Here is a 22,828-nt window from a genome sequence, read left to right as displayed (position 1 = left end):
TCCGAATTGAAGAAAAGCGGCGACTGCGCCACTCGTGGGATCGCACGAAATGATCATCTCGGGCTTGGAGAGGCCTACGAAGCAGGCGCGGGAAGGGATTCCCGCCCCGGGACCTCGATGAGCAGACGCTCGTACCAGCCATCGAGGTCCCCCGCGATGTGACGGAGTGCACCTTCTTTCGAGGGTGCTACCCCGCCACCGTGGCCGTGAGGCCCTCGCCCGAGGGGTCGGTGAGGGTCAGCGTCCGGTGGTCGAGGCGGTAGGTGAGCGGGCCGTCGAGGAGCTCGTACAGCTTCGTCTCCAGCTCCATCTCCGGGCTCGCGCACCGCATGCGGGTGGTCGCCGCCGGCCCCTCGACGGTGAGGGTGGTGCCGTCGACCCGGGCGGTCGCGGAGAAGTTGTTGCAGCCCAGGTTGCCGGTGACCCGGCCGTCCTCACCGAGGACGATCCGCGCCTTGCCGCCGCTGCCGGGGGGCAGGGAGCTGACCGTCGCGCCGGAGACGAGCGAGTCGATGTGCCAGGTAGTGCCGCGCAGCGGGGCGCCCGGCTCCGAGGTCAGTTCGAGGCCGTTCCGGCCGTCGGCCGAGGCGAGGGTGAACCGCTCCCCCTTGATTGTGCCCTTGAGCGCACCCGAGAAGGCCGTGATCAGCTCCTTCTCGAAGCGATCCCGGTCACCGGGGCAGCCGATCTCGGTGATCTCGTTCTGGGTGACGGTGAGGGTGTCGCCGTTCACCGCGACGGTGGCGCCGAAGTGGTTGCAGCCGGTGTTCCCCTGGGCGCGGCCGTCCTCCTTGAACTCGACGCGCGCGTCGGCGGGGGCGGTGGACCTGCGCCCGTCGACCGTCACGGCCTTGATCGACCAGTGCGTACCGCTGACGGGCAGGGCGGGGGCGACGGTCCCGGCCTGGCCGGCGCCGGGGCCCGGGTCCGTACCGCAGGCGGTGGCGGTGGCCGCGAGGAGCAGGAGGGGGACCAGGGCGGCGAGGGCTCGTGGCTTCGGCATGGAGATGGGACGGGCGGGCCCGCCGTCCGGTTCCGCGAGGTCGCCCGGGAGAGATCGCCTAGGAGAGGACCGGCAGGACGGCGGACAGGTCAGCGCGTTCGCCGCTCGCGCTGACGTGGGCGGCCTCCTTCTCCACCGCCCACTCCGCGCGGCCCGTCGCGAGCCTGATCCAGGTCAGCGGGTCCGTCTCGACGACGTTGGGCGGAGTGCCCCGGGTGTGCCGGGGGCCCTCCACGCACTGCACGACCGCGTACGGCGGGATCCGCACCTCGACGGCGCCGCCGGGGGCCTTCGTCGCGAGGGCGTCGGCGAGCAGCCGGACGCAGGCGGCGAGGGCCTGGCGGTCGTACGGGATGCCGGCGCCGGTCGCCGCGTTCAGGTCGTCGGTGTGGACGACCAGTTCGAGGGCCCGGGTGACCAGGAAGTCGGCGAGGGTCATGGCGCCGAGCCGGGCCCCGACCAGCCGTCCGTCGGCGGCCTCCGCGACCCGCTCCTCGTACAGGGCGGCCGTCCGCTCGTACAGCCCGGGAAGGTCGCTCGTGTCGATCGCCCGGGTGTCCGTGTCGATCCGCGCGGCGGCCGTGACCGTGGCCATGGGCCAGTCGACCAGGGCCAGTTCCTGCCGGGCGGGCTCGGGCTCCCCGAGGTGCCGGGCGACCGCGCCCAGGGCCATCGTCACGTGGGCCGCGAGCTCCCGCACGGTCCACTCCCCCAGCCGCGTCGGCGCGTCCAGCTGCTCGGGCGTCAGGGCCGCGACCCCGTCCCGTACGTTCCCGAACTGGGCGAGGACGGCGGCCCGGGTCTTGGCGGAGTCGTAGCTGCGGGTGCGCTTCTTGGCCGGTGGCATGGGGGCGAGGGTAGCCGGAGACTGGAGGGAAGCGGGAGGGCTTCCCGCACACACCTCAACGCGTACGAGAGGGGTCGAGCGGCCATGACCGAGCACCCTGACATCGCTCTGGTCCGCCGGGGCTTCGAGGCGTGGACCCAAGGAGACATGGAGACCGTCGGCACCCTGATGACGGCGGACTGTACGCACCACTCGCCCGGCAGCAGCCAGATATCCGGGCACTTCAAGGGCCGCGACAACATCCTCGCCATGTACGGAAAGATGTTCGAGCTCACCAACGGCAAGATGCAGGTCCAGATGGACAGCATCAGCATCGACGGCCGCGGCCACGCCGTCGCGGCGAACACCTTCTTCGCCGAGCGGGGCGACCGGGGCATCGAGATGAAGGGCGCGCTGATCTTCACGATCATGGGCGGCAAGATCACCGACATCGACGAGTGCGTCGAGGACATCGAGCAGTCCGACGCCTTCTGGGGTCAGGCCGCCGCGTAGCCCGGCGCCTCCCCGGCCGGGGCCGCCGCGTGGCCCGGCGCCGTGAACGTCTCGCCGTTCGCCGGTACGCCGACGCCGCGCCAGGTGAACGGAACGCCCCGGGCCGTCTCCAGGTCCGGGCCGTCCATCAGCTGGAAGTGGACGTGGGGCTCGGTGGAGTTGCCGGAGTTGCCGCACCGGGCGAGTTCCTGGCCGGCGACGACCCGGTCGCCCGCGCGGACGGCGAGCGAGCCGCGCCGCAGGTGCGCGTACATCGCGTACGTACCGTCGCCGAGGTCGAGGACCAGGTGGTTGCCGGTCACCCGGCGGGCGCCCGCGAGGACGCGGACGGCGGACTCGATCAGCATCAGATAGAGCACCGCGGGCAGGGAGTTGCGGCTGAGGTGGTCGCGCTGGCCGTCCTCGGCGTGCACGACGGTCGCGTCGGCGACGGCGAGCAGGGGCGCGTCGAAGGCCGGGAAGTGCTGGTTGCGGCGGACGAGGGGCCAGAGCGGGGCGAAGGCGGGGCGCGGGCGCTCCTCGTCCTCCGCCACGATGTCGATGGCGTACGTCTGGCCGTACTGGTGCGTGCCGTGGCTCGGCGTCCGGTCGGCCGGGCTGTTCATCGCGGACCAGCGGCCGGCGACGGGCGGGCCCACCTCGACCGTCGCGCGCGGCCCCGCGGCGATCCGGCGGCGGCCGGTGACGACGAGGCCGATGCCGAGAGCGGCGCCGGCGAGCGCCGGCAGCCAGCCCGCCCAGTACGGATACGGCGGGTCGACCGCCACCGAGACGAGCGCCTGCCCGGCGAACAGCAGCCAGAGCACGCGGTGGAGCAGCAGTACGGACTTACGCGAAAGCATGGACGTTCCCCCTGGGTGCGCTTTGCTACGGGCGGGCGGCGGTGAGCATCACCAGGAGCGGGACGACCCGGGCCCCGGGGACCTCGTAGCGGCCGCGGCCCGTGGTGTGGAGCCAGCCGGCGCCGGTCAGCTGCTTCAGGTGGTGGTAGATCTGGCCGGTCGTGCCGATCTCCTCCGACTCCGCCAGCTCGGCGGCGGTACGGCGGCCGCCGAGGATCTCCCGCAGCAGCCGGAGCCGTACGGGATGGCCGAGCGCGGCGAAGGAGTCGGCGGTCGCGGCCCACTCCTCGTCGAGCAGCCGCTCGGTGAGCGCGCCGAACTGCCACTCGTACCGCTCGTCGGTCGGCAGTCGGACCGACCCCGTGAACAGCACACCGCCGTCGGCGCCCCGCTCCCCGGCCTCGGCGAGCTCCGCCTTGAAGCCCTCCAGGGCCCAGAAGGTGGCGTCGACGGCCTCGGGTACGGGGCGCTCGGCACCCTCAAGGGCGGCCATGCGCCGTTCCAGCTCGGCCACCCGCTCTTCCAGCTCCATTCCTCGGAGATTACGTAATTACGTAATCTCGTGCAAGCGGACAACGCGAAAGCCCCCGCCCGGAAGGGGCGGGGGCTCTCTCGCAGAGCGTCGGATCCGTCGGATCAGGCCAGCAGGCCCGGGATCGTCGCCTCGTGGGCCGTGCGCAGCTCCTCCAGGGAGAGCGCGAACTCGCCCTGGACGTCGACCGCGTCCCCGTCGACGACACCGATCCGGGTCGCCGGCAGACCCCGCGCACCGCACATGTCGGTGAAGCGGAGCTCCTCGCTGCGCGGGACGGCGACGACCGCACGGCCCGCCGACTCGCTGAAGAGGAAGGTGAAGGCGTCCAGGCCCTCCGGGACGACCAGGCGCGCGCCGTTCCCGCCGCGCAGGCAGGACTCGACGACCGCCTGCACGAGACCGCCGTCGGACAGGTCGTGCGCCGCGTCGATCATGCCGTCACGGGAGGCCGAGATCAGGATCTCGCCGAGCAGCTTCTCGCGGTCGAGGTCCACCGCCGGCGGCATGCCGCCGAGGTGCTGGTGGATGACCTCGGACCAGGCCGAGCCGCCGAACTCCTCGCGCGTGTCGCCGAGCAGGTAGAGGAGCTGGCCCTCTTCCGCGAAGGCGATCGGCGTACGGCGGTTGACGTCGTCGATCACACCGAGCACGGCCACGACCGGCGTCGGGTGGATCGCGGTCTCGCCCGTCTGGTTGTACAGGGAGACGTTGCCACCGGTGACCGGGGTGCCGAGCTGGAGGCAGCCGTCCGCGAGACCACGGGTGGCCTCGGCGAACTGCCACATCACGGCCGGGTCCTCGGGCGAACCGAAGTTCAGGCAGTCCGAGATGGCCAGCGGCTTCGCACCGGAAGCGGCGACGTTGCGGTACGCCTCCGCAAGGGCGAGCTGCGCGCCCGTGTACGGGTCGAGCTTCGCGTACCGGCCGTTGCCGTCGGTCGCCATGGCCACGCCGAGGTTGGTCTCCTCGTCGATACGGACCATGCCCGCGTCCTCGGGCTGCGCCAGGACCGTGTTGCCCTGCACGAACCGGTCGTACTGGTCCGTGATCCAGGACTTCGAGGCCTGGTTCGGCGAGGAGACGAGCTTCAGGACCTGGTCCTTCAGCTCGGCGCCGTCCTGCGGCCGGGGCAGCTTGCCGGCGTCGTCGGCCTGGAGCGCGTCCTGCCAGTCCGGGCGCGCGAACGGCCGGTGGTAGGTCGGGCCCTCGTGGGCGACGGAGCGCGGCGGCACGTCGACGATCTGCTCGCCGTGCCAGAAGATCTCCAGGCGCTCGCCGTCCGTCACCTCACCGATGACGACCGCGATGACGTCCCACTTCTCGCAGATCTCCAGGAAGCGGTCGACGTGCTGCGGCTCGACGATCGCGCACATGCGCTCCTGCGACTCGCTCATGAGGATTTCCTCGGGCGAGAGCGTCGCGTCGCGCAGGTGGACCTTCTCGAGGTCGACGTGCATGCCGCCGGAGCCCGCGGAGGCCAGCTCGGACGTGGCGCAGGAGAGCCCGGCGCCGCCGAGGTCCTGGATGCCCGCGACCAGCTTCTCCTTGAAGATCTCCAGGGTGCACTCGATGAGGAGCTTCTCCTGGAAGGGGTCGCCGACCTGGACGGCGGGGCGCTTGGTGGGCTTGGTGTCGTCGAAGGTCTCGGACGCGAGGACCGAGACGCCGCCGATGCCGTCGCCGCCCGTGCGGGCGCCGTAGAGGATGACCTTGTTGCCCGGGCCGGAGGCCTTGGCGAGGTGGATGTCCTCGTGCTTCATGACGCCGATGCAGCCGGCGTTGACCAGCGGGTTGCCCTGGTAGCAGGAGTCGAAGACGACCTCGCCACCGATGTTCGGCAGGCCCAGGCAGTTGCCGTAGCCGCCGATGCCGGCGACGACACCGGGCAGCACGCGCTTGGTGTCGGGGTGGTCGGCCGCGCCGAAGCGCAGCGGGTCGACGACCGCGACCGGGCGGGCACCCATGGCGAGGATGTCGCGGACGATGCCGCCGACGCCGGTGGCCGCGCCCTGGTAGGGCTCGATGTACGAGGGGTGGTTGTGCGACTCGACCTTGAAGGTGACCGCGTACCCCTGGCCCACGTCGACGACGCCGGCGTTCTCGCCGATGCCGACGAGCATGGCGTCGTTCTCCGGGACCTTCTCGCCGAACTGCTTCAGGTGGACCTTGCTGCTCTTGTAGGAGCAGTGCTCGGACCACATGACGGAGTACATGGCGAGCTCGGCGCCGGTGGGACGGCGGCCCAGGATCTCGCGGATGCGCGCGTACTCGTCCTCCTTGAGGCCGAGCTCCTTCCAGGGCTGCTCGCTGTCCGGCGTCTCGCTCGCGTGCTTGACGGTGTCGAGGCTCATCAGGCGTTGACCAGCTTCTTGAGGATCGAGGTGAAGAAACCGAGGCCGTCCGTCTTGCCGGTGCCGACCAGCGGCTCGACGGCGTGCTCCGGGTGCGGCATGAGGCCGACCACGTTGCCCGCGGCATTGGTGATGCCCGCGATGTCGCGCAGCGAGCCGTTGGGGTTCATGTCCAGGTAGCGGAAGGCCACCCGCCCCTCGGCCTCCAGCTCGTCGAGCGTGCGCTCGTCGGCGACGTACCGGCCGTCCATGTTCTTGAGCGGGACCTCGATCTCCTGGCCCCGCTCGTAGTCGGACGTCCAGGCGGTCTCCGCGTTCTCCACCCGCAGCTTCTGGTCGCGGCAGATGAAGTGGAGGTGGTTGTTGCGCAGCATCGCGCCCGGCAGCAGATGGGCCTCGGTGAGGATCTGGAAGCCGTTGCAGATGCCGAGGACGGGCATGCCCGCCTTGGCCTGCTCGATGATGCTCTCCATCACCGGCGAGAAGCGGGAGATGGCTCCGGCCCGCAGGTAGTCGCCGTAGGAGAAACCGCCGGCGAGAACCACGGCGTCGACCTGCTTGAGGTCCTTGTCGCGGTGCCAGAGCGAGACGGGCTCGGCGCCCGCGAGGCGGGCGGCGCGAAGCGCGTCCTGGTCGTCGAGAGTTCCGGGGAACGTGACGACGCCGATGCGTGCGGTCACGACTCGACCTTCACGACGAAGTCTTCGATCACGGTGTTGGCAAGGAAGGTTTCGGCCATCTCATGGATGCGGGCGAGGGCGGCGTCGTCGACCGGTCCCTCCACCTCCAGTTCGAAGCGCTTCCCCTGACGGACGTCGGCGATTCCGGCGAATCCCAGGCGGGGCAGTGCACGCTGCACCGCCTGCCCCTGAGGGTCCAGAATCTCCGGCTTGAGCATGACGTCGACTACGACGCGTGCCACTGGCACTCCCGGTGGTGTGTTGCGTGGGCGGTTCCCTCAGCGTACCTGCCTCCAAATTCTACGCGGGTAGAGATCTGAAGGATCCTACAAAGAGATCCCCAAAGACCCATGAACGGACCGCGAACGGACAGCGAACGCCGCCCACCCCCGCACGCACACTCGCGCGCAAAATTCCAGCGAAATATTGCGGACCTCAATCCACTGGGACACGCTGAAACAATTGCCGGGGCTTCACAATGCGATGCCTACCGCTGTACAAAGGAATCCATAGGAAAGAAGCATTGTCCCGGCACAGCCGAACAGTCGGCATCGTCGCACGTCAGAGACGTCACAAGCGTCGTTCCGACCCCGGCGGCCGCAGGAAAGGACCGATATCCGTGGCTCAGCGTGTGGTGGTCACTCTCTCCGATGACATCGACGGCGGAGAAGCTGCTGAGACGGTCGCGTTCGGCCTCGACGGGAAGATGTACGAGATCGACCTGAATGCTGCCAATGCAAAGAAACTCCGCAAGACCCTCGCCCCCTACCTCGCCGCCGGCCGCAAGCAGTCGGCGGGCGCGAAGGGCGGACCGGGAGGCGCGAAGGGCGCCGGCGGCCTGAAGGGCGGGACCGAGACCTACACCCGCACCGCGCTCGCGCCCGACCCGGCGGCGGTCCGCGCCTGGGCCCAGTCCAACAAGATGGACGTGCCCGCCCGGGGCCGCATCCCGAAGAAGGTCTACGAGGCGTTCCACGCCGCGAGCTGAGCCTCCGCGAGCCGGGCCGACGCGAGCCGGGCCGAGCCGATTTGCATTGCACCCCCCATGATCCGCTAGAGTCTGGAACACGCCGAGGGGCAAGGCCGCAGGGCCGAACCTCACGCAGCGTGCGGGTGTAGTTCAGTAGTAGAACATCCCCCTTCCAGGGGGAAGGCGCAGTGTGCAATTCCTGTCACCCGCTCTGCATCGCATTACCGAGCACTCCGGTGCATCAGGTAGAGTGGTGCTCGCACCGCCCGATGAAAGTCGGTCGGGGGCATGCGGACGTGGCTCAGTTGGTAGAGCATCACCTTGCCAAGGTGAGGGTCGCGAGTTCGAATCTCGTCGTCCGCTCAGGAAGTCGAAGGCCCCGGTTCTCTGGAACCGGGGCCTTCGTCGTGTCCGCCTCCGCCGTCCGGGGCCGCCCCGCCTGACGCCATGACATTTGTCAGAAACGGCGATGACAGCGCGCACTGCCGGACGGCCCCGGACGCCGGGAGTCTGGACACATGACCAACGCGATCGAAGCGGAAGGCCTGCGCCGCGGCTACTCCGGCGGCTTCGAGGCCGTGCGCGGCATCTCCTTCACCGTCCCCCACGGCGAGATCTTCGCCCTCCTCGGCACCAACGGCGCCGGCAAGACCTCCACGGTCGAACTCCTGGAGGGCCTCGCCGCACCCAGCGCCGGAACCGCCCGCGTCCTCGGCCACGACCCGTACCGCGAACGGGCCGCCGTCCGCCCCCGCATCGGGGTCATGCTCCAGGAGGGCGGCTTCCCCAGCGACCTGACCGTGGCCGAGACCGTACGGATGTGGGCAGGCTGCACCACCGGCGCCCGGCCCACGGGCGAGGCGCTGGAGGCCGTCGGCCTCGGCTCCCGCCACCGGGTCCGCATCAAGCAGCTCTCCGGCGGCGAACGGCGGCGTCTCGACCTCGCCCTCGCGCTGCTCGGCCGCCCCGAGGTCCTCTTCCTCGACGAGCCGACCACCGGACTCGACGCCGAAGGACGGCGCGACACCTGGAACCTGGTGCGGAGACTGCGCGACGAGGGGACGACCGTGCTCCTCACCACGCACTACCTGGAGGAGGCCGAGTCCCTGGCCGACCGGCTCGCGATCATGCACCAGGGCCGGATCGTGCTCACCGGCACCCCGGACGAGGTCACCGCCGCCCGGCCCGCCCGCATCCGCTTCACCCTCCCCGAGGGAGTCGCACCCGCCCGCCTGCCGCTCTCCCTGAAGGCCGCCGCCGACGGCCGGCGCGTGGAGATCCGTACGCACGAGCTGCAGGACGCGCTCGGCGAACTCCTCGGCTGGGCCCGCGAGGCCGGCGTACGGCTCGACGGGCTCGACGCCCGCTCGGCCACCCTCGAAGAGGCGTTCCTGGAGATCGCCTCCCGCACCGACGCCCTGGACCAGGACCTGAACGGGGACCTGGCGGCGGACCTGGAGAGCCTCCGATGAACGCGACCGCACGCCGGATGACCTCGCTCGGACGGGCCGAACTCACCCTCCTCGGGCGCAACAAGAACAACCTCTTCATCGCCCTCCTGATGCCGCTGCTGATGATCCTCGTGCTGCGGTCCTCGCTCGGGCAGATGAGCCCGGACGAGCTGCCCGGCGGCATGGCGGGCACCACCCTCATCGGCGGGACGGGCATGGTCCTCGTCCTCGTCGTCTACATGGGTCTCGTCTCCGCCCTCGTGGCCCGCCGCGAGGAGCTCGTCCTCAAGCGGCTGCGCACCGGCGAGGCGACCGATCTGGAGATCCTCGGCGGCGCCGCGCTCCCCTCCGCCGCCATCGCCCTCGTCCAGTGCGTCGTCCTGTCCGTCGGCGGCGCCCTCGTCCTCGACGTACCCGCACCGCGCCGCCCCGACCTGCTCGTGCTCGGCCTGCTCGCCGCGGTCCTGCTGCTCGCCGGACTGGCCGCCGCGACCACCGCCATCACACGGAACGTCGAGAGCGCGGGCCTCACCACCCTGCCGTTCTTCCTGATCTCCGCCATGGGCTCGGGGCTGATGGTCCCCCGCGACCTCCTTCCCGACCTGGTCGCGAGCCTCACCCAACTGCTGCCGTTCAGCGGGGTCATGGAGTTCGTCCGGGCCGGGTGGCTCGGCGTCGGCGACACCAAGGACCTCATGACCGCCGCGCTCACCACGCTGGCCTGGGGCGTCCTCACCGTGTTTGCTGTCCGGAAGTGGTTCCGCTGGGAACCCCGCAGGTAGGCGGGGGACGGGAAGGGAGGCCGGGCGCGTGTCCAGGCTGACGGGGTGGTGGAGCCGGCGCGGCAGTGCGGCCAAGGTGGAGCTGTACACACGGTGGAGCTTCCACTTCTTCGTGGTGATCGAGATCGCTTCGATCGGCCTTGTGCCGTTCTCGGAACCCGACGACGACCCGGTGGGCCTCCCCCTCACCCTCGCGCTGGTGCTGCTCGTCTGCGCCCACGCCGTGCTGAACGCCGTGCTCTCCTCGCGCGCCCTGGACTGGGCCCTGGACCGGCGCGACCGGCCGGTCCGGCTCGCGACCGCGCAGACCGCCCTGACGGCGGGCGGTGCGCTGACCGTGATCGCGCTGCGGGCCACGGGGGTGCTCGAAGACCCCGCGGTCGCCACCGCCGTCGTCACCGGCCTCGTCGCCTTCTCCCTGGGCGGCATCGTGCTCTGCGTGCGCCGGCCGCGGCGCATGCTGTACGTCGTCCCGGCCACCGCGCTCGCGACCGGCGGCGCGATCATGGCGGTGGGCCTCCACCCGGCCGAGGGCATCGGCTCCGGGATCGCGATCCTCTTCGGCGGCTACGGCCTCGTCGCCGCCTGCGGATTCTCCGCCTGGCTGATGAAGATCGTCTGGGAGCTGGAGCGCTCCCGCGACCTGAAGGCCCGGCTCGCGGTCGCCGAGGAACGGCTCCGCTTCGGCCGCGACCTGCACGACGTCATCGGCCGGAACCTGTCCGTGATCGCCCTCAAGAGCGAGCTCGCCGTCCAGCTCGCCCGGCGCGAACGCCCCGAGGCCGTCGACCAGATGATCGAGGTGCAGCGCATCGCCCGGGAGTCCCAGCGCGAGGTCCGGGACGTCGTACGCGGCTACCGCGAGGCGGACCTGCGGGTGGAACTGGAGGGCGCCCGGGGCGTCCTCGACGCGGCCGGGATCGACTGCGCCATCGCCTCGCCCTTCGGCTCGGCCGGGCTCGCCCTGCCCGACGAGGTGCAGTCGGCGCTCGGGTGGGTGGTCCGCGAGACCACGACGAACGTACTGCGGCACGGGGACGCGCGGCGCTGCGCGATCTCCGTCCGCGAGGAGGAGAACGAGGTGCTGCTGACCGTGGAGAACGACGGGGCGGGACAGACGACCGGGGCCGGTACGCGGGGCGGTTCGGGGCTCGGCTCCGGGCTCGGCTCCGGCGGTGGTTCGGGGCTCGCGGGGCTTCGGGAACGACTCGCGGCGGTCGGCGGGACCCTGGAGGCGGGTCCGGGCGGCGGCGGGACGTTCCGGGTGGCGGCCCGGATCCCCGTGCCCCGTACACCCCGTATGTCCCGTTCGGGGGTGGACCGATGACCGCCCCCGTCCCCGATCCGGCTCCCGCCCCTGCTGCTGCTCCTGTGCGCGTACTGCTCGCCGACGACGAGCATCTGATCCGCGGCGCGCTCGCCGCGCTGCTCGGCCTGGAGGACGACCTCGTCGTCGTCGCCGAGGCCGCGACCGGCCCCGAGGCGCTCGCCATGGCCCGCGCCCACCGACCCGACGTCGCCGTGCTCGATCTGCAGATGCCGGGCGCGGACGGTGTGACGGTCGCCACGGTCCTGCGGGACGAACTGCCCGGCTGCCGCACCATGATCGTGACCGGTCACGGCCGTCCCGGGCACCTCAAGCGGGCCCTCTCCGCCGGCGTCCGGGGCTTCGTCCCGAAGACCGTCAGCGCCCAGCGGCTCGCCGAGATCATTCGTACCGTGCACGCCGGAAACCGTTATGTGGACCCGGAGTTGGCGTCCGACGCCATCGCCGCCGGCGACTCCCCGCTGACCGCCCGGGAGGCCGAGGTCCTCGAACTCTCCGCCGACGGAGCACCCGTCACGGAGATCGCCCGGCGCGCCTCGCTCTCCCCCGGAACCGTCCGGAACTACCTCTCCTCAGCCGCCGCGAAGCTCGGTGCCGAGAACCGTCACACGGCGGTGCGTCTCGCCCAGGCGAAAGGTTGGGTATAGTTAGCCCCGCGCTACGGCGCATGCGGACGTGGCTCAGTTGGTAGAGCATCACCTTGCCAAGGTGAGGGTCGCGAGTTCGAATCTCGTCGTCCGCTCCATGAAGAAGCCCCCCGGTCGGATCGACCGGGGGGCTTTCTCGTGCCCTTGGGCTCCTAGAAGGTGTCCGACCAGGGCTTGCCGGTCAGCAGCTCGTACGCCTCCAGGTACTTGGCGCGCGTCGCGTCGACGATCTCCTGCGGGAGCGGCGGCGGGGGCGTCTCGCTCTTGCGGTCCCAGCCCGAGGCCGGGGACGTCAGCCAGTTCCGCACGAACTGCTTGTCGTACGAGGGCTGGGCGCGGCCCGGCTGCCACTGGTCGGCCGGCCAGAAGCGCGAGGAGTCCGGGGTGAGGACCTCGTCGGCGAGAACGAGACGGTCGCCGTCCGGGGTGCTCTCGAAGCCGAACTCGAACTTGGTGTCGGCCAGGATGAGCCCTCGCTCGCGGGCGATGTCCAGGGCCCTGGAGTACACCGCGAGGGTCGTCCGGCGCAGCAGCTCGGCCGTCTCGGTGCCGACCTGGCGGGCGACCTCCTCGAAGGAGACGTTCTCGTCGTGGTCGCCGACCGCGGCCTTGGTGGCCGGGGTGAAGATCGGGGCGGGCAGCTCGGAGCCGTCGGTGAGGCCCTCGGGGAGCGGGACGCCGCAGACCGTGCGGGACTCGTCGTACTCGATGAGGCCGGAGCCCGTGAGGTAGCCGCGGGCGACGCACTCGACCTGCACCATGTTCAGCGACTTGCAGACGAGGGTGCGGCCCGCCCAGTCGGCGGGGGCGCCGGCCGGGAGCTCGGTGGAGAGGACGTGGTGCGGGACCAGGTCGGAGAGCCGGTCGAACCACCACAGCGAGAGCTGGGTGAGGACCCGGCCCTTGTCGGGGATCTCGGTCGGCAGGACCCAGTCGTACGCGGAAATACGGTCGCTCGCCACCATGACGAGGTCGCCCGCCTCGTTCCGGTACAGGTCGCGGACCTTGCCCGTGTGGAGATGGGTGAGGCCCGGGACCTGCACAGGCTCGGGCTTTTCTACGAATCCGGACACGGTTCCTCCGCGTAGGTTGATCCAGGAGCGTGTCCGATTCTCTCGCACGTTCGCTCGCGCGGAGACACGGGTACGGCGTCCGGGCCCGCGGCGGCCCCTCAGTCCCTCTTGCAGATCCGGTCGAGGAGGTTCGCGGTGGCGCGCTGGACCCGGGCGTCGACATGGCCCGGCCGGTCGAGCGCCGGAGACCAGGCGAAGGTGCCGGAGGCGAAGACCCAGGCGCCGGACGGCGCCCTGTAGAGCGAGGTCTCCTGGTGGCGCACCGCGCCGTCGCCGTCCTGGTAGGGCGAGTGGGCCAGCAGGATGCGGCCCTGGTGCTCGGGGAGCGCGGTGCGCGGGAAGTAGCGGTCGGCCTCGCCCGCGACCATGCCGGGGAGCTCGTCGCCGTCGCCCGCTCCGGTGGCCTCCCAGAGCCAATGCTCGGCGTTCCGTACGACCATCGGGTGCGGTTCGGGCACCCGGCCCGCGTACTGGATGCCGAGGAGCCGCTGCTCGGGCCGGTCGACCTCGCGCCAGAGGGCGGGGCGGCCGGGGCCGCGCCGCTTGCGGCAGGTGAGGAGACGGTCCGGCACCCCCGACGGGGACGGGCCCAGCTCCACCTGCCAGTACATGGTGTTGGCGGAGAGGAAGACGAGGGACGTGCCCTGGTCCCGGGCGAGTTCGGCGGTCCTGCGCATCGGTGCCGACCAGTACTCGTCGTGGCCCGGGAAGACCAGGCCCCGGTAGCGGCTGGGGTCGACCCGGCCCGCGTGCAGGTCGCGGGTCTCCGCGTAGGCGAGGTCGTAGCCGTACCGCTCGGCCCAGCGGATGAAGTCGTAGGCGTGGCCGACGTGCAGCGGCAGTCCCGCGCCCGCGTAGGGGCGGTCGAAGGAGACGGTGACGGCCGCGTCCTCCTCGCCGAGCAGCCGGCCCTCCTCGTCCCAGGCGTGATAGAGGCTGGCGCCGGTGCGGCCGTCCTCCGGGTAGAGGTTGTACGCCTGCCAGGTCACGTCCGGGAGGACGAGGAGGAGGTCCGCCGGGTGGCTGTCGCGGACCGTGAAGGGGATGTGCGAGCGGTAGCCGTCGGCGGTGGTGAGGACCGCGACGTACGCGCCGATCGACCAGTACGTCGGGACCTGGAGCCGCCAGGACTGCCACCAGTGGTGGCAGGAGACCGTGCGGTCGGCGGTGAGCGGGGCGGGCTGGACGATCCCCGAGAGCCGCGGGCTCGTGGTGATCTTCGCGGCGCCGTCGCCGCCGTAGTGGCCGATCCGGTAGACGTCGACGAGGAACTGCTGCGGCGGGTCCACGGTGATGTGGAAGTCGATCGACTCGCCCGGCGCCACGGCCCCGGTCGAGGCGAAGCCCTTGATCTGGCGCTTGACGTCGTCGGCCGTGCGCGGACCGCCGCCGCCACCGCGGGCCAGGATCTCGTCCGCGTACCAGGGGACCATCTGGCCCGTGTCGTCGAAGTAGTTCTCCGAACCGCGGAGCCAGGGCAGCGGGCCCTGTCCGAAGGGATCGCTCACGGCGTGCGCCAGCGCGCCGGACTCCCACCGCCTGATCTGCTCGGCCCCCATGCTGCGCCCCTCCCTCGACTCCCCCGGTCGGCTGGTCAGTGCCTCTGGTTCTTGCCTTTGTCAGTGACGGTCTCCAGCACATCACATAACGCACGCACTCCGTCACCGTTCGTCGTGAATTGACGAGAGTGGAAGCCGAGGCTCCGGGACCGGGGGCTTCGGGGGCGGGTCCGGGGGCGTGTCCGGGGCGTGTCACGGGGGGGGCCTGTCCGGGACCACCGTCCGGGCGCGTCCCTGGGGCGTTCCTGGGGCGTTCCTGGGGCGTTCCTGGGGCGTTCCTGGGGCGTTCAGACCAGGCGCACGGGCTTCTCCGGGCGGACTCCGGTGCGGGCGAGCCAGGCGCGCAGGGGCTCCGGGTCGCCGTCCTCGACGAGGGCGAGGACGCGGGGGCCGAGGTCCACCGTGCGCTCGCCGCCGACGAGCAGGGCGGGCCCGTCGAGCCAGTCGAGGCCGGGGATGGCCTCCGCGGTGTCGACGGCCGCGCAGCAGACCATCGCGGTCACATGGTCGGCGAGCAGGTCGCGGCCGGTCCGGGGCGGCTGGAGCGGGAAGAGCGGCAGGGGCCCGTCGGGACCGCTGACGGCGACGTGCGGGCTCGTACCGCCCGGGGCGGGCGCCGCCGTCCGCGCCGTCTTCGCCGCCTGGGCCGCGCGGGCCTCCCGGGCTGCCTCCTCACGCGCGAGGAGCGCGCTGAGCGCGGCGGCGAGGGCGTCGGCGGCGGGGTTGGCGTGCGGCTCGTCGTCGAGAACGTCGTCGAGGCGATCGTCGAGGCCATCGCCGGGAGAGTCGGAGAACTCGGCGGGGGCGGCGGCTTCTCCGGAGGTTTCCTCGACCGCTTCCTCGGAGACCCCCTCGGAGACTTCCTCGGAGTCGTGCGGGTCCTGCGGGTCCTGGGAGGCTCGGCGGCCCTCGGGGTCGGGGGTGTCGGTGCTCGGGGCCGGCGGTGTGGTGGACAGGTGGGCCATCACACGGGTCAGCGTCGGGCCGCCGGAGGCGGACGGGGATCCGGCGGTCGAGTCGGCGACACCCAGCCGGTCGAGGACCTCGTGGAGCCGGGCCGCGTCCGTACGCCACTTCCGGTCGACGACCTCCTCCGGGTACTGGCTCCACTCCACCGGGGACCAGTCGGGGCCGGCCTCGGCCGGGCCGCCGTGGAAGAGGCGGGCCGCGAGCAGCGAGGTCGCCTCGTCCACCGCGCCCGGCTCCTCCAGGAGGTCGCAGGCCGGGCGCTCGCCGAGCCGGGAGGAGAAGCCGTCCGCGAGCCGGTCGCGGCGGGAGAGCTCGGTCAGCGCGGAGACCACGCCCGCGTCGAGCTTGGCGGGCCAGCGGCCCATGCGCCAGGCGGGCAGCGCGACCCGGGTCAGGAGCCGGTCCCAGCCCGCGTAGGCCAGGCCGACCTGCTCCTGGGCGACGATCCGTACGCCGTAGTCCACGGTCTGCGCGCGCTCCGAACCGGCGGCGGCGACGCCTCGCTCCATCTCGCCCGCGTGCCCGCGGCAGGCGCGCAGCAGGACGCGGGCGACCCGCCCGACGCCATGGGCGCCCAGTCTGCGGAAGGGGTCGAGCCCGGGGGTCTCGGGGACGGCGACGGCGGCGTCGAGACCGCGGACGAAGCGGCGGGCGGCGGCTATGTCGGGGTGGGCGGCCGGTCCCGTACCGGCGACGACGGGGGCGAGTACCGCGCGCAGTTCGGCGACCCGCATCCACCAGAGGAAGGGCGAGCCTATGACGAGGACGGGGGCGTCGTCGCCGTCGGGCGCGGTCCGGAGCGAGCGGTGGGCCCGGTGGGTGCGGTCCTCCAGCCAGCTGTCGCAGTCCGGCGTCAGGGCTATCGCGGAGGGCGCCGGGACGTCGAGCCGGTCGGCGAGGTCCCGCACGAGCCGGTACAGATCGGGGGCCGCGGTCTCGGAGAGCTCCACGGTGGGTGTGGCGGCCGGCCGGGCGCGGGCGACGACGAGGGCGACGGCCGTGGCGGCGAGGAGGACGAGGATCGCGAGGACGGTCACGACCCAGCGGGCGGTGTCCCAGCCGGCCCCGGTGAAGTGGCCGGTGGCCCCGCCCGCGTACAGGACGACGGCCACGGCGGCGGGGAGCACGGCGAGGCCGAGGGCCCTGCCTCGGACACGGAGGACGGCGAGTGCCCGGGAGCGCGCGGCGCGCGCACCCCACTCCTCGCCGACAACGGCGCCGGTACCGGACACGCCGTACATCACCCCCTCCTGCCCATGTCGGGACTGCCTGTGGCGGTGTTGCTCACTCCCCCACTGTGGCACCCGTCACCGACATCGCAATGCAGGTGGGCCAAGTGCCGGAACGCCTCCGCCGCACCCTAGTTGGGGCGGTGGCGGCCGTCATCCGGATGGCCGAGCCGTCACTCGAACGAATGGCTTTGGGTAAAGGTGATGGCGCTCGTGAGGCCGTGCGGTGAACCGCACGGCCTCACGAAAGTACGGCGGATCGCCGTGCCGGGTCAGGCCTCGGCGGCCTTCCGCGCGATGTCCGTGCGGTGCTGCGAGCCGTCGAGCCGGATACGGCCGACCGCCGCGTACGCGCGCTCGCGGGCCTGCGCCAGGTCCGTTCCGGTGGCGGTGACCGAGAGGACCCGGCCGCCCGCGCTCACGATCGCGTCGCCGTCCCGCTTCGTCCCCGCGTGGAGGACGTACGCGTGCGGGGCGTCCTTCTCCGCGATCTCGGCCAGGCCCTCGATGGGGTCGCCGGTGCGCGGGGTCTCCGGGTAGTTGTGGGAGGCGACGACCACGGTGACGGCGGCCTCGTCGCTCCAGCTCAGCGGCGCCTGGTCGTCCAGGGTGCCGTTGGCGGAGTTCAGCAGGACGCCGGCGAGCGGCGTCTTCAGCCGGGCCAGGACCACCTGGGTCTCGGGGTCGCCGAAGCGCGCGTTGAACTCGATGACCCGGACACCGCGGCTGGTGATCGCCAGACCCGCGTACAGCAGGCCGGAGAACGGCGTGCCGCGGCGGCGCAGTTCGTCGACCGTGGGCTGGAGGACGCTCTCCATGACCTCGTCGACGAGCTTGGGGTCGGCCCAGGGCAGCGGCGAGTAGGCACCCATGCCGCCGGTGTTCGGGCCCTCGTCGCCGTCGAGCGCGCGCTTGAAGTCCTGCGCGGGCCGGAGCGGGAGGACGGTGACGCCGTCGGTGATCGCGAAGAGGGAGACCTCGGGGCCGTCGAGGAACTCCTCGATGACGACGCGGTCGCAGGCCAGGGCGTGTGCGCGGGCCTGCTCGACGTCTTCGGTGACCACGACGCCCTTGCCGGCGGCGAGGCCGTCGTCCTTGACGACGTACGGAGCGCCGAAGGCGTCGAGCGCCTCGTCGATCTCCTCGGGGGTGGTGCAGACGTAGCTGCGGGCGGTGGGCACCCCGGCGCCGGCCATGACGTCCTTGGCGAACGCCTTGGAGCCCTCCAGCTGCGCCGCTTCCCGCGACGGGCCGAAGGCGGGGATGCCGGCCGCGCGGACGGCGTCGGCGACACCGGCGACCAGCGGGGCCTCCGGGCCGATGACGACCAGTTCGGCGCCGAGCTCGGTGGCGAGGCGCGCGACGGCTTCGCCGTCCAGCTGGTCGACGGGGTGCAGCTCGGCGACCTCCGCGATTCCGGCGTTGCCGGGCGCGCAGTGCAGAGCGGTGACGTCGGGATCGAGGGAGAGAGAGCGGCACAGGGCGTGTTCGCGGGCGCCGCCGCCGATGACGAGGACCTTCACGCCAGCCAGGGTAGCCCGCTGGCCGGGATGCCCCTTGTGCGGGCCACCGAGCGAGACGGTCCTAGTCGTTCGTGTATTCCTCCACAACGGTGGCTCCGAGCTCGCGCACGATCAGGTCGTGACCGGAGAGCGCGGAGTCGACGAGGTCGGGGTCGTCCTCCTCCGGCACGTCGTCCTCGGGCGCCACGGTCTGCGGCGCGGGCGGCGTGTACGCGGGCGCGGGGGCCTGCGCCGGGGCGGGGGCGGCCGCCTGCGGGAAGCCGCCCGCCGGGGCGGACTGCGCCTGTACGGGCGGGGGCGGCGGGGCCTGCTGGAAGGCGGGCGCGGGGGCGGGGGCCTGCGGGCGGCCGCCGCCGAAGTTGACCGCGGCGGGCGGCGGGGAGGCGCCGCCCGAGGGGTCGATGATCGCCTCGACCCGCCACTGCACGTTGAACTGCTCGGAGAGGGCCTGCTTCAGGACCTCCTCGCTGCCGCTGCTCGCGAAGTTGTCGCGGGCGCCGGCGTTGAGGAAGCCGAGCTGGAGGGTGGTGCCGTCGAAGCCGGCCACCTGCGCGTTCTGGCTGAGCAGGATCCAGGTGAAGCGGCGCCGGTTCTTGACGGCGTCGAGGATCTGCGGCCAGAGGTTCCGCACCTGCGCGGTGTCCCCGCCTCCGCCGGTGGCGGGAGCCGGGGCCTGCGGCGCGGGCTGTGCCTGTACGGGGGCGGCGGCGGCCGGGGCCTGCGCCTGAGCGGCCGGGGCCGCCGGGGCCGCCGCGCCGGGCCAGGCGCCGGGCGCGCCGCTGCCGGGGGCGGCGGCCCCGGGCCATGCACCGGGCCGGGCGGCGGGGGGCTGGTCCTGCACGGGAGCGGCGGGGGCCGCGGGGGCGACCGGCGGGGCAACGGGCGCGGCCTGGGGCTGCTGCACGGGGGCCGGGGCCGGCGGGAGCGGGGGCGGGGCCATCGGGGTGTGGGCCTCGGGCCCGGGCACGTACGCCATGGCGGGCGTGGGCGGCGCGGGCGTGAAGACGGGCGAGGGCCCGGCCCCGGCGGCGACCCCGCGCTCCAGCCGGTCGAGGCGCGCCTGGAACGAACGCTCGTCGTCGAAGGCGGCGGGCAGCAGCACGCGCGCGCAGATCAGCTCCAGCTGGAGCCGGGGCGAGGTGGCACCGCGCATCTCGGTCAGCCCGGCGTTGACGAGGTCGGCGGCCCTGCTGAGCTCGGCGGCACCGAACACGGACGCCTGCGCCTGCATGCGCTCGATGACGTCGACCGGCGCGTCGATGAGCCCCTTCTCGGCGGCGTCCGGCACGGCGGCGAGGATCACGAGATCGCGCAGCCGCTCCAGCAGATCCGCGACGAACCGGCGAGGGTCGTTGCCGCCCTCGATGACCCGGTCGACGACCTCGAACGCGGCGGCGCCGTCACCGGACGCGAAGGAGTCCACGACGGAGTCGAGCAGGGACCCGTCCGTATAACCGAGGAGAGAGGTCGCCATGGCGTACGTCACACCGTCGTCGGCGGCGCCGGCGAGCAGCTGGTCCATCACGGACATCGAGTCACGGACGGACCCGGCGCCGGCGCGCACGACGAGCGGCAGCACGCCGTCCTCGACGAGGGCGCCCTCGCGGCCGCAGACCTCGCCCAGGTAGTCCCGCAGGGTGCCGGGCGGCACGAGCCGGAAGGGGTAGTGGTGGGTCCGCGAGCGGATGGTCCCGATGACCTTCTCGGGCTCGGTCGTGGCGAAGATGAACTTGAGGTGCTCCGGCGGCTCCTCGACCACCTTCAGGAGGGCGTTGAAGCCCGCCGAGGTGACCATGTGCGCCTCGTCGATGATGTAGATCTTGTACCGGCTGGAGGCGGGCCCGAAGAAGGCCTTCTCCCGCAGGTCACGGGCGTCGTCCACACCACCGTGGGACGCGGCGTCGATCTCGATGACGTCGATCGAACCCGGCCCGTTCCGCGCGAGGTCGCGGCAGGACTGACACTCGCCGCAGGGCGTCGGCGTGGGCCCCTGCTCGCAGTTCAGACACCGCGCCAGAATGCGCGCACTGGTCGTCTTGCCACAGCCGCGGGGCCCGCTGAACAGGTACGCGTGATTGACCCGGTTGTTCCGCAGGGCCTGCTGCAACGGGTCGGTGACATGCTCCTGCCCGATGACCTCGGCGAAGGACTCGGGGCGATAGCGGCGGTACAGCGCGAGAGACGACACGTATACGAGGTTATAGGCGCCCACCGACAACCCGGGAAAAACCACCGGACGGGACCTGCCGCACGACCGCTCGCACTCCGCCGGATCCACCCGCTCGGATCCACCCTGCGGGAGAACGCAAGCGCCCCCCACGCACCCGCCAGAGCCAACCTACCCTTGCTGCCTTCCGGCCCTGGGGGAGTTCAGTCAGATAGCGCCGCGTGAGGGGCTCCGCCCAGCGTACCCGATCCCAGCAGCCCCAGAACCCACACCCCCTCGCGCCCTTCCTCACACCGCTTCACTCCCCTCCCCATGCCCCCTCGCCCTCCTCCCCCGCACCCCGTCGCCCCCTCCTCCCACGCCTCCTCGCGCCCCCGCCCACACCTCCCCGCTCCCCTCCCGATCTCCTCCCGCTCCTCTCCCGCTCCCCTCCCGATCTCCTCCCGCTCCTCTCCCGCTCTCCTCACGCTCCCCTCCTCGAAACCCCTGCCCGACCTCCACCGGACCCCGGATCGAATCGAGTGATCGAATCGAGTTCGCGAGCACCCTCCTCGGTCATGTAATGTTCCGAGCGGAGGATTCGCCTAGAGGCCTAGGGCGCACGCTTGGAAAGCGTGTTGGGGGCAACCCCTCACGAGTTCGAATCTCGTATCCTCCGCCAGCTCAGAGGGCCGGATCGCGTAAGCGGTCCGGCCCTCTGGCGTTCCCCCGTCACGGGTTCCGGAGCATTCTCCGGCGGACGACAGCCGCAGTCGGAGCCCCGCGGGCGCATACTGGGGGCAATGACAAAGCCTCCCGCGCCGAAGCGCCACCTGCCGACCAGCCCCTTCAAGGCCCCGGTCGCCCCTCCGCCCAAGGAGTTCACCGTGGGCGACCAGGTCACACACGACATGTACGGCCTCGGCCGAGTGATCGGCATCGAGGACGGAGTCGCAGCACTTGTCGATTTCGGCTCGCTGCAAGAGCGGATCCTGAGCCCGTACACAAAGATGAGCAAGCTGTAGAACCTGCAGTGCCCACCACGGCACGGCAGCCTCAGAGGGCCGGACCGCACCAGCGGTCCGGCCCTCTGGCGTCTCGCCTCCCTCCTCTCCCCGTCACGCTGTCGCGGTCGGGGAGTCGCCGAGGGCTCCCTCCAGGAGGTCGAAGACGTGAGCCGCCTCCGGGGCCAGGGTGGCGGCGATCACGTCGTTGGGCCGGCCGGCCAGGGTGAGTTCCTGGATCCGCCGGAACAGCAGCCGGTGCGCCGCCCCCAGGAGCGCGGCGGCCGCGCGGGGGGCGATGGACGAGGCCTCGATGGCGGCAGCGGTCTCCGCGAGGGCGACGGCCAGGGCCTCCTCGCGCTGGTCGTGCAGGTCGCGCAGGCGGGCGGTGAGGGTGGGGCTGTCGGCGACCATGCGGGCGAAGTCGGGGCCGGCGAAGCCCGCGACGGGGTCGCGCGCGTCGAGGGCGGCGGTGAACTCCCGGCGCAGGGCGGCCAGCGGCGACTCGCCCTCCGCGCGGCCCGCGACCGCGGTGGCCAGGCTCGCGGTGAACTGCTCGTGATGGTCGAGGGCCAGGTCCTCCTTGCGCGGGAAGTAGTTGGTGACCGTCTTCTTGGCCACGCGGGCCGCGGTCGCGATCTCGGCGATCGTCGTCTGCTCGAAGCCCTGCGCCATGAACAGTCGCGTGGCGTGGTCGGAGATCAGCTGCCTGGTCTCCTGCTTCTTGGACTCACGGAGTCCCATGCTCTCGATACCCATGCGAAGAATCTTACCCTCGTAGCAAAATTACCCTTGACGAACTTCGAAGGCCGTGCGTAAAGTTACGTCCGTCGTAAAGTTCTCTTCGAGGAGTCACCCTGAACGTCACCACCTCCACCCTCTCCCTCACCGTCGCCGACGTGACCGCGTCGCAGGAGTTCCTCACCACCCACCTCGGCTACCAGGTCGCCATGGCCGCCGACGGCTTCGCCTCCCTGACCCGTGACGACGCCGCCGTCGACATCGTGCTGCTTCGCCAGGGCACCGAAGTCCTCCCCGCCGAGCAGCGCGACCAGCGGGCGGGCGGCCTGATCCTGGCCCTCACCGTCAGCGACCTCGCCGCACACGAGGCCCGACTGCGGGCGGCGGGCGCCCCGATCACGATGCCGCTGCGCGAGGAGCCGTGGGGCGAGCGCCTCTTCCAGCTGACCGACCCCAACGGTGTCGTCATCCAGCTCGTCGAGTGGGTCACCCCGTCCGGCGATGAGGCCGGGGCCGGGACGTGGGACGGAAACGGAGCCGGTGACGAGGCCGGGGCTGAGGCCGGGACCGGAGCCGGGGTCGACGCCGGGGTCGACGCCTCCTGAGCATGCCGAAGGGCCCCACCTTTTCCGGTGGGGCCCTTCTTCCGTTCCTCCT

The 22,828-nt window shown here is 72.2% G+C and carries 21 protein-coding genes, 4 tRNA genes and 1 other RNA gene; 12 read left to right on the top strand and 14 right to left on the bottom strand.

Annotated features, from left to right (window positions below; all coding sequences use genetic code 11):
• Positions 1 to 187: 187 nt before the first annotated feature.
• The gene (locus SGA01_RS34375) at positions 188 to 1,003 is read right to left on the bottom strand and encodes an META domain-containing protein (RefSeq protein WP_141301687.1); all 816 of its coding nucleotides are present in this window, start codon (positions 1,001 to 1,003) and stop codon (positions 188 to 190) included.
• A 58-nt stretch (positions 1,004 to 1,061) separates the two neighbouring features.
• Positions 1,062 to 1,850 carry a maleylpyruvate isomerase family mycothiol-dependent enzyme gene (locus SGA01_RS34370; protein ID WP_055642313.1) on the bottom strand — a complete coding sequence of 263 codons (789 nt, stop codon included), beginning with the start codon at positions 1,848 to 1,850 and terminating at the stop codon, positions 1,062 to 1,064.
• Between the two features lie 84 nt (positions 1,851 to 1,934).
• Here SGA01_RS34370 and SGA01_RS34365 point away from each other — a divergent pair, with 84 nt between their 5' ends.
• The gene (locus SGA01_RS34365; protein ID WP_141301685.1) at positions 1,935 to 2,342 is read left to right on the top strand and encodes a nuclear transport factor 2 family protein; all 408 of its coding nucleotides are present in this window, start codon (positions 1,935 to 1,937) and stop codon (positions 2,340 to 2,342) included.
• Here SGA01_RS34365 and SGA01_RS34360 read toward each other — a convergent pair.
• The 5 genes from SGA01_RS34360 to purS all read right to left on the bottom strand — a co-directional run bounded on the left by SGA01_RS34360 (position 2,327) and on the right by purS (position 6,992).
• Positions 2,327 to 3,184: a M23 family metallopeptidase gene (locus SGA01_RS34360; RefSeq protein WP_141301683.1), complete on the bottom strand. Its 858-nt coding sequence runs from the start codon at positions 3,182 to 3,184 to the stop codon at positions 2,327 to 2,329. The genes SGA01_RS34365 and SGA01_RS34360 overlap by 16 nt on opposite strands.
• A 25-nt stretch (positions 3,185 to 3,209) precedes the next feature.
• Complete coding sequence (locus tag SGA01_RS34355) at positions 3,210 to 3,716, bottom strand: ArsR/SmtB family transcription factor (RefSeq protein WP_055642316.1); 507 nt, start codon at positions 3,714 to 3,716, stop codon at positions 3,210 to 3,212.
• A gap of 104 nt (positions 3,717 to 3,820) precedes the next feature.
• Positions 3,821 to 6,070 carry a phosphoribosylformylglycinamidine synthase subunit PurL gene (purL, locus tag SGA01_RS34350; protein WP_141301681.1) on the bottom strand — a complete coding sequence of 750 codons (2,250 nt, stop codon included), beginning with the start codon at positions 6,068 to 6,070 and terminating at the stop codon, positions 3,821 to 3,823.
• A complete protein-coding gene (gene purQ / locus SGA01_RS34345) occupies positions 6,070 to 6,750 on the bottom strand; it encodes a phosphoribosylformylglycinamidine synthase subunit PurQ (RefSeq protein WP_056654072.1) in 681 nt (226 codons plus the stop codon). Before purQ ends, purL begins: the two co-directional genes overlap by 1 nt.
• Positions 6,747 to 6,992 carry a phosphoribosylformylglycinamidine synthase subunit PurS gene (purS, locus tag SGA01_RS34340; protein ID WP_015035032.1) on the bottom strand — a complete coding sequence of 82 codons (246 nt, stop codon included), beginning with the start codon at positions 6,990 to 6,992 and terminating at the stop codon, positions 6,747 to 6,749. Before purS ends, purQ begins: the two co-directional genes overlap by 4 nt.
• Before the next feature lie 377 nt (positions 6,993 to 7,369).
• Between purS and SGA01_RS34335 the strand changes: the two genes are divergently transcribed.
• From SGA01_RS34335 to SGA01_RS34300, 8 genes are all read left to right on the top strand, one after another.
• Entirely contained in the window at positions 7,370 to 7,738 is a 369-nt protein-coding gene (locus SGA01_RS34335; RefSeq protein WP_141301679.1) for a histone-like nucleoid-structuring protein Lsr2, read from the top strand.
• Positions 7,739 to 7,859: 121 nt separating this feature from the next.
• Positions 7,860 to 7,931 (top strand) — tRNA-Gly (locus SGA01_RS34330).
• Positions 7,932 to 8,010: 79 nt separating this feature from the next.
• Positions 8,011 to 8,083, top strand: a tRNA-Gly gene (locus SGA01_RS34325).
• A 155-nt stretch (positions 8,084 to 8,238) separates the two neighbouring features.
• A complete protein-coding gene (locus SGA01_RS34320) occupies positions 8,239 to 9,192 on the top strand; it encodes an ABC transporter ATP-binding protein (protein ID WP_055642319.1) in 954 nt (317 codons plus the stop codon).
• Entirely contained in the window at positions 9,189 to 9,953 is a 765-nt protein-coding gene (locus tag SGA01_RS34315) for an ABC transporter permease (protein ID WP_141301677.1), read from the top strand. The genes SGA01_RS34320 and SGA01_RS34315 overlap by 4 nt, the downstream gene beginning before the upstream one ends.
• Positions 9,954 to 9,981: 28 nt before the next feature.
• Entirely contained in the window at positions 9,982 to 11,280 is a 1,299-nt protein-coding gene (locus tag SGA01_RS34310) for a sensor histidine kinase (protein WP_141301675.1), read from the top strand.
• Positions 11,277 to 11,927, top strand: a complete 651-nt coding sequence (locus SGA01_RS34305; RefSeq protein WP_141301673.1) for a response regulator transcription factor — start codon at positions 11,277 to 11,279, stop codon at positions 11,925 to 11,927. Before SGA01_RS34310 ends, SGA01_RS34305 begins: the two co-directional genes overlap by 4 nt.
• Positions 11,928 to 11,949: 22 nt before the next feature.
• A tRNA-Gly gene (locus SGA01_RS34300) sits at positions 11,950 to 12,025 on the top strand.
• 54 nt (positions 12,026 to 12,079) lie between these two features.
• On the opposite strand, the gene SGA01_RS34295 is transcribed toward SGA01_RS34300, so the two are convergent.
• The 6 genes from SGA01_RS34295 to ffs all read right to left on the bottom strand — a co-directional run bounded on the left by SGA01_RS34295 (position 12,080) and on the right by ffs (position 20,681).
• Complete coding sequence (locus tag SGA01_RS34295; protein WP_141301671.1) at positions 12,080 to 13,000, bottom strand: phosphoribosylaminoimidazolesuccinocarboxamide synthase; 921 nt, start codon at positions 12,998 to 13,000, stop codon at positions 12,080 to 12,082.
• Positions 13,001 to 13,098: 98 nt separating this feature from the next.
• The gene (locus SGA01_RS34290) at positions 13,099 to 14,559 is read right to left on the bottom strand and encodes a N,N-dimethylformamidase beta subunit family domain-containing protein (RefSeq protein ID WP_141301669.1); all 1,461 of its coding nucleotides are present in this window, start codon (positions 14,557 to 14,559) and stop codon (positions 13,099 to 13,101) included.
• A gap of 287 nt (positions 14,560 to 14,846) precedes the next feature.
• Positions 14,847 to 16,769, bottom strand: coding sequence for a M48 family metalloprotease (locus SGA01_RS34285; RefSeq protein WP_141301667.1), 1,923 nt, complete (start codon positions 16,767 to 16,769; stop codon positions 14,847 to 14,849).
• Between the two features lie 260 nt (positions 16,770 to 17,029).
• Positions 17,030 to 18,280, bottom strand: a complete 1,251-nt coding sequence (purD, locus tag SGA01_RS34280; protein WP_141301665.1) for a phosphoribosylamine--glycine ligase — start codon at positions 18,278 to 18,280, stop codon at positions 17,030 to 17,032.
• Between the two features lie 61 nt (positions 18,281 to 18,341).
• Positions 18,342 to 20,468, bottom strand: coding sequence for a DNA polymerase III subunit gamma and tau (locus tag SGA01_RS34275; protein ID WP_141301663.1), 2,127 nt, complete (start codon positions 20,466 to 20,468; stop codon positions 18,342 to 18,344).
• A 114-nt stretch (positions 20,469 to 20,582) separates the two neighbouring features.
• Positions 20,583 to 20,681: signal recognition particle sRNA small type (gene ffs / locus SGA01_RS34270), an RNA gene on the bottom strand.
• Positions 20,682 to 21,020: 339 nt separating this feature from the next.
• Here ffs and SGA01_RS34265 point away from each other — a divergent pair.
• Positions 21,021 to 21,108 (top strand) — tRNA-Ser (locus tag SGA01_RS34265).
• A 121-nt stretch (positions 21,109 to 21,229) separates the two neighbouring features.
• Complete coding sequence (locus SGA01_RS34260) at positions 21,230 to 21,451, top strand: hypothetical protein (protein WP_141301661.1); 222 nt, start codon at positions 21,230 to 21,232, stop codon at positions 21,449 to 21,451.
• A 93-nt stretch (positions 21,452 to 21,544) separates the two neighbouring features.
• Here the strand turns inward: SGA01_RS34260 and SGA01_RS34255 are convergent, their stop codons facing one another.
• Positions 21,545 to 22,174 (bottom strand): TetR/AcrR family transcriptional regulator, encoded by a 630-nt coding sequence (locus SGA01_RS34255; RefSeq protein WP_174867615.1) that lies wholly within the window; start codon positions 22,172 to 22,174, stop codon positions 21,545 to 21,547.
• Between the two features lie 113 nt (positions 22,175 to 22,287).
• Here SGA01_RS34255 and SGA01_RS34250 point away from each other — a divergent pair, with 113 nt between their 5' ends.
• Positions 22,288 to 22,776 carry a VOC family protein gene (locus SGA01_RS34250; protein ID WP_141301660.1) on the top strand — a complete coding sequence of 163 codons (489 nt, stop codon included), beginning with the start codon at positions 22,288 to 22,290 and terminating at the stop codon, positions 22,774 to 22,776.
• Positions 22,777 to 22,828 lie beyond the last annotated feature (52 nt).

The organism is Streptomyces gardneri, from assembly GCF_006539185.1.
GTDB lineage: Bacteria > Actinomycetota > Actinomycetes > Streptomycetales > Streptomycetaceae > Streptomyces > Streptomyces gardneri.
The sequence above is the reverse complement of the archived record's forward strand: the minus strand, read 5'-3'. Positions and strand labels throughout refer to the sequence as shown.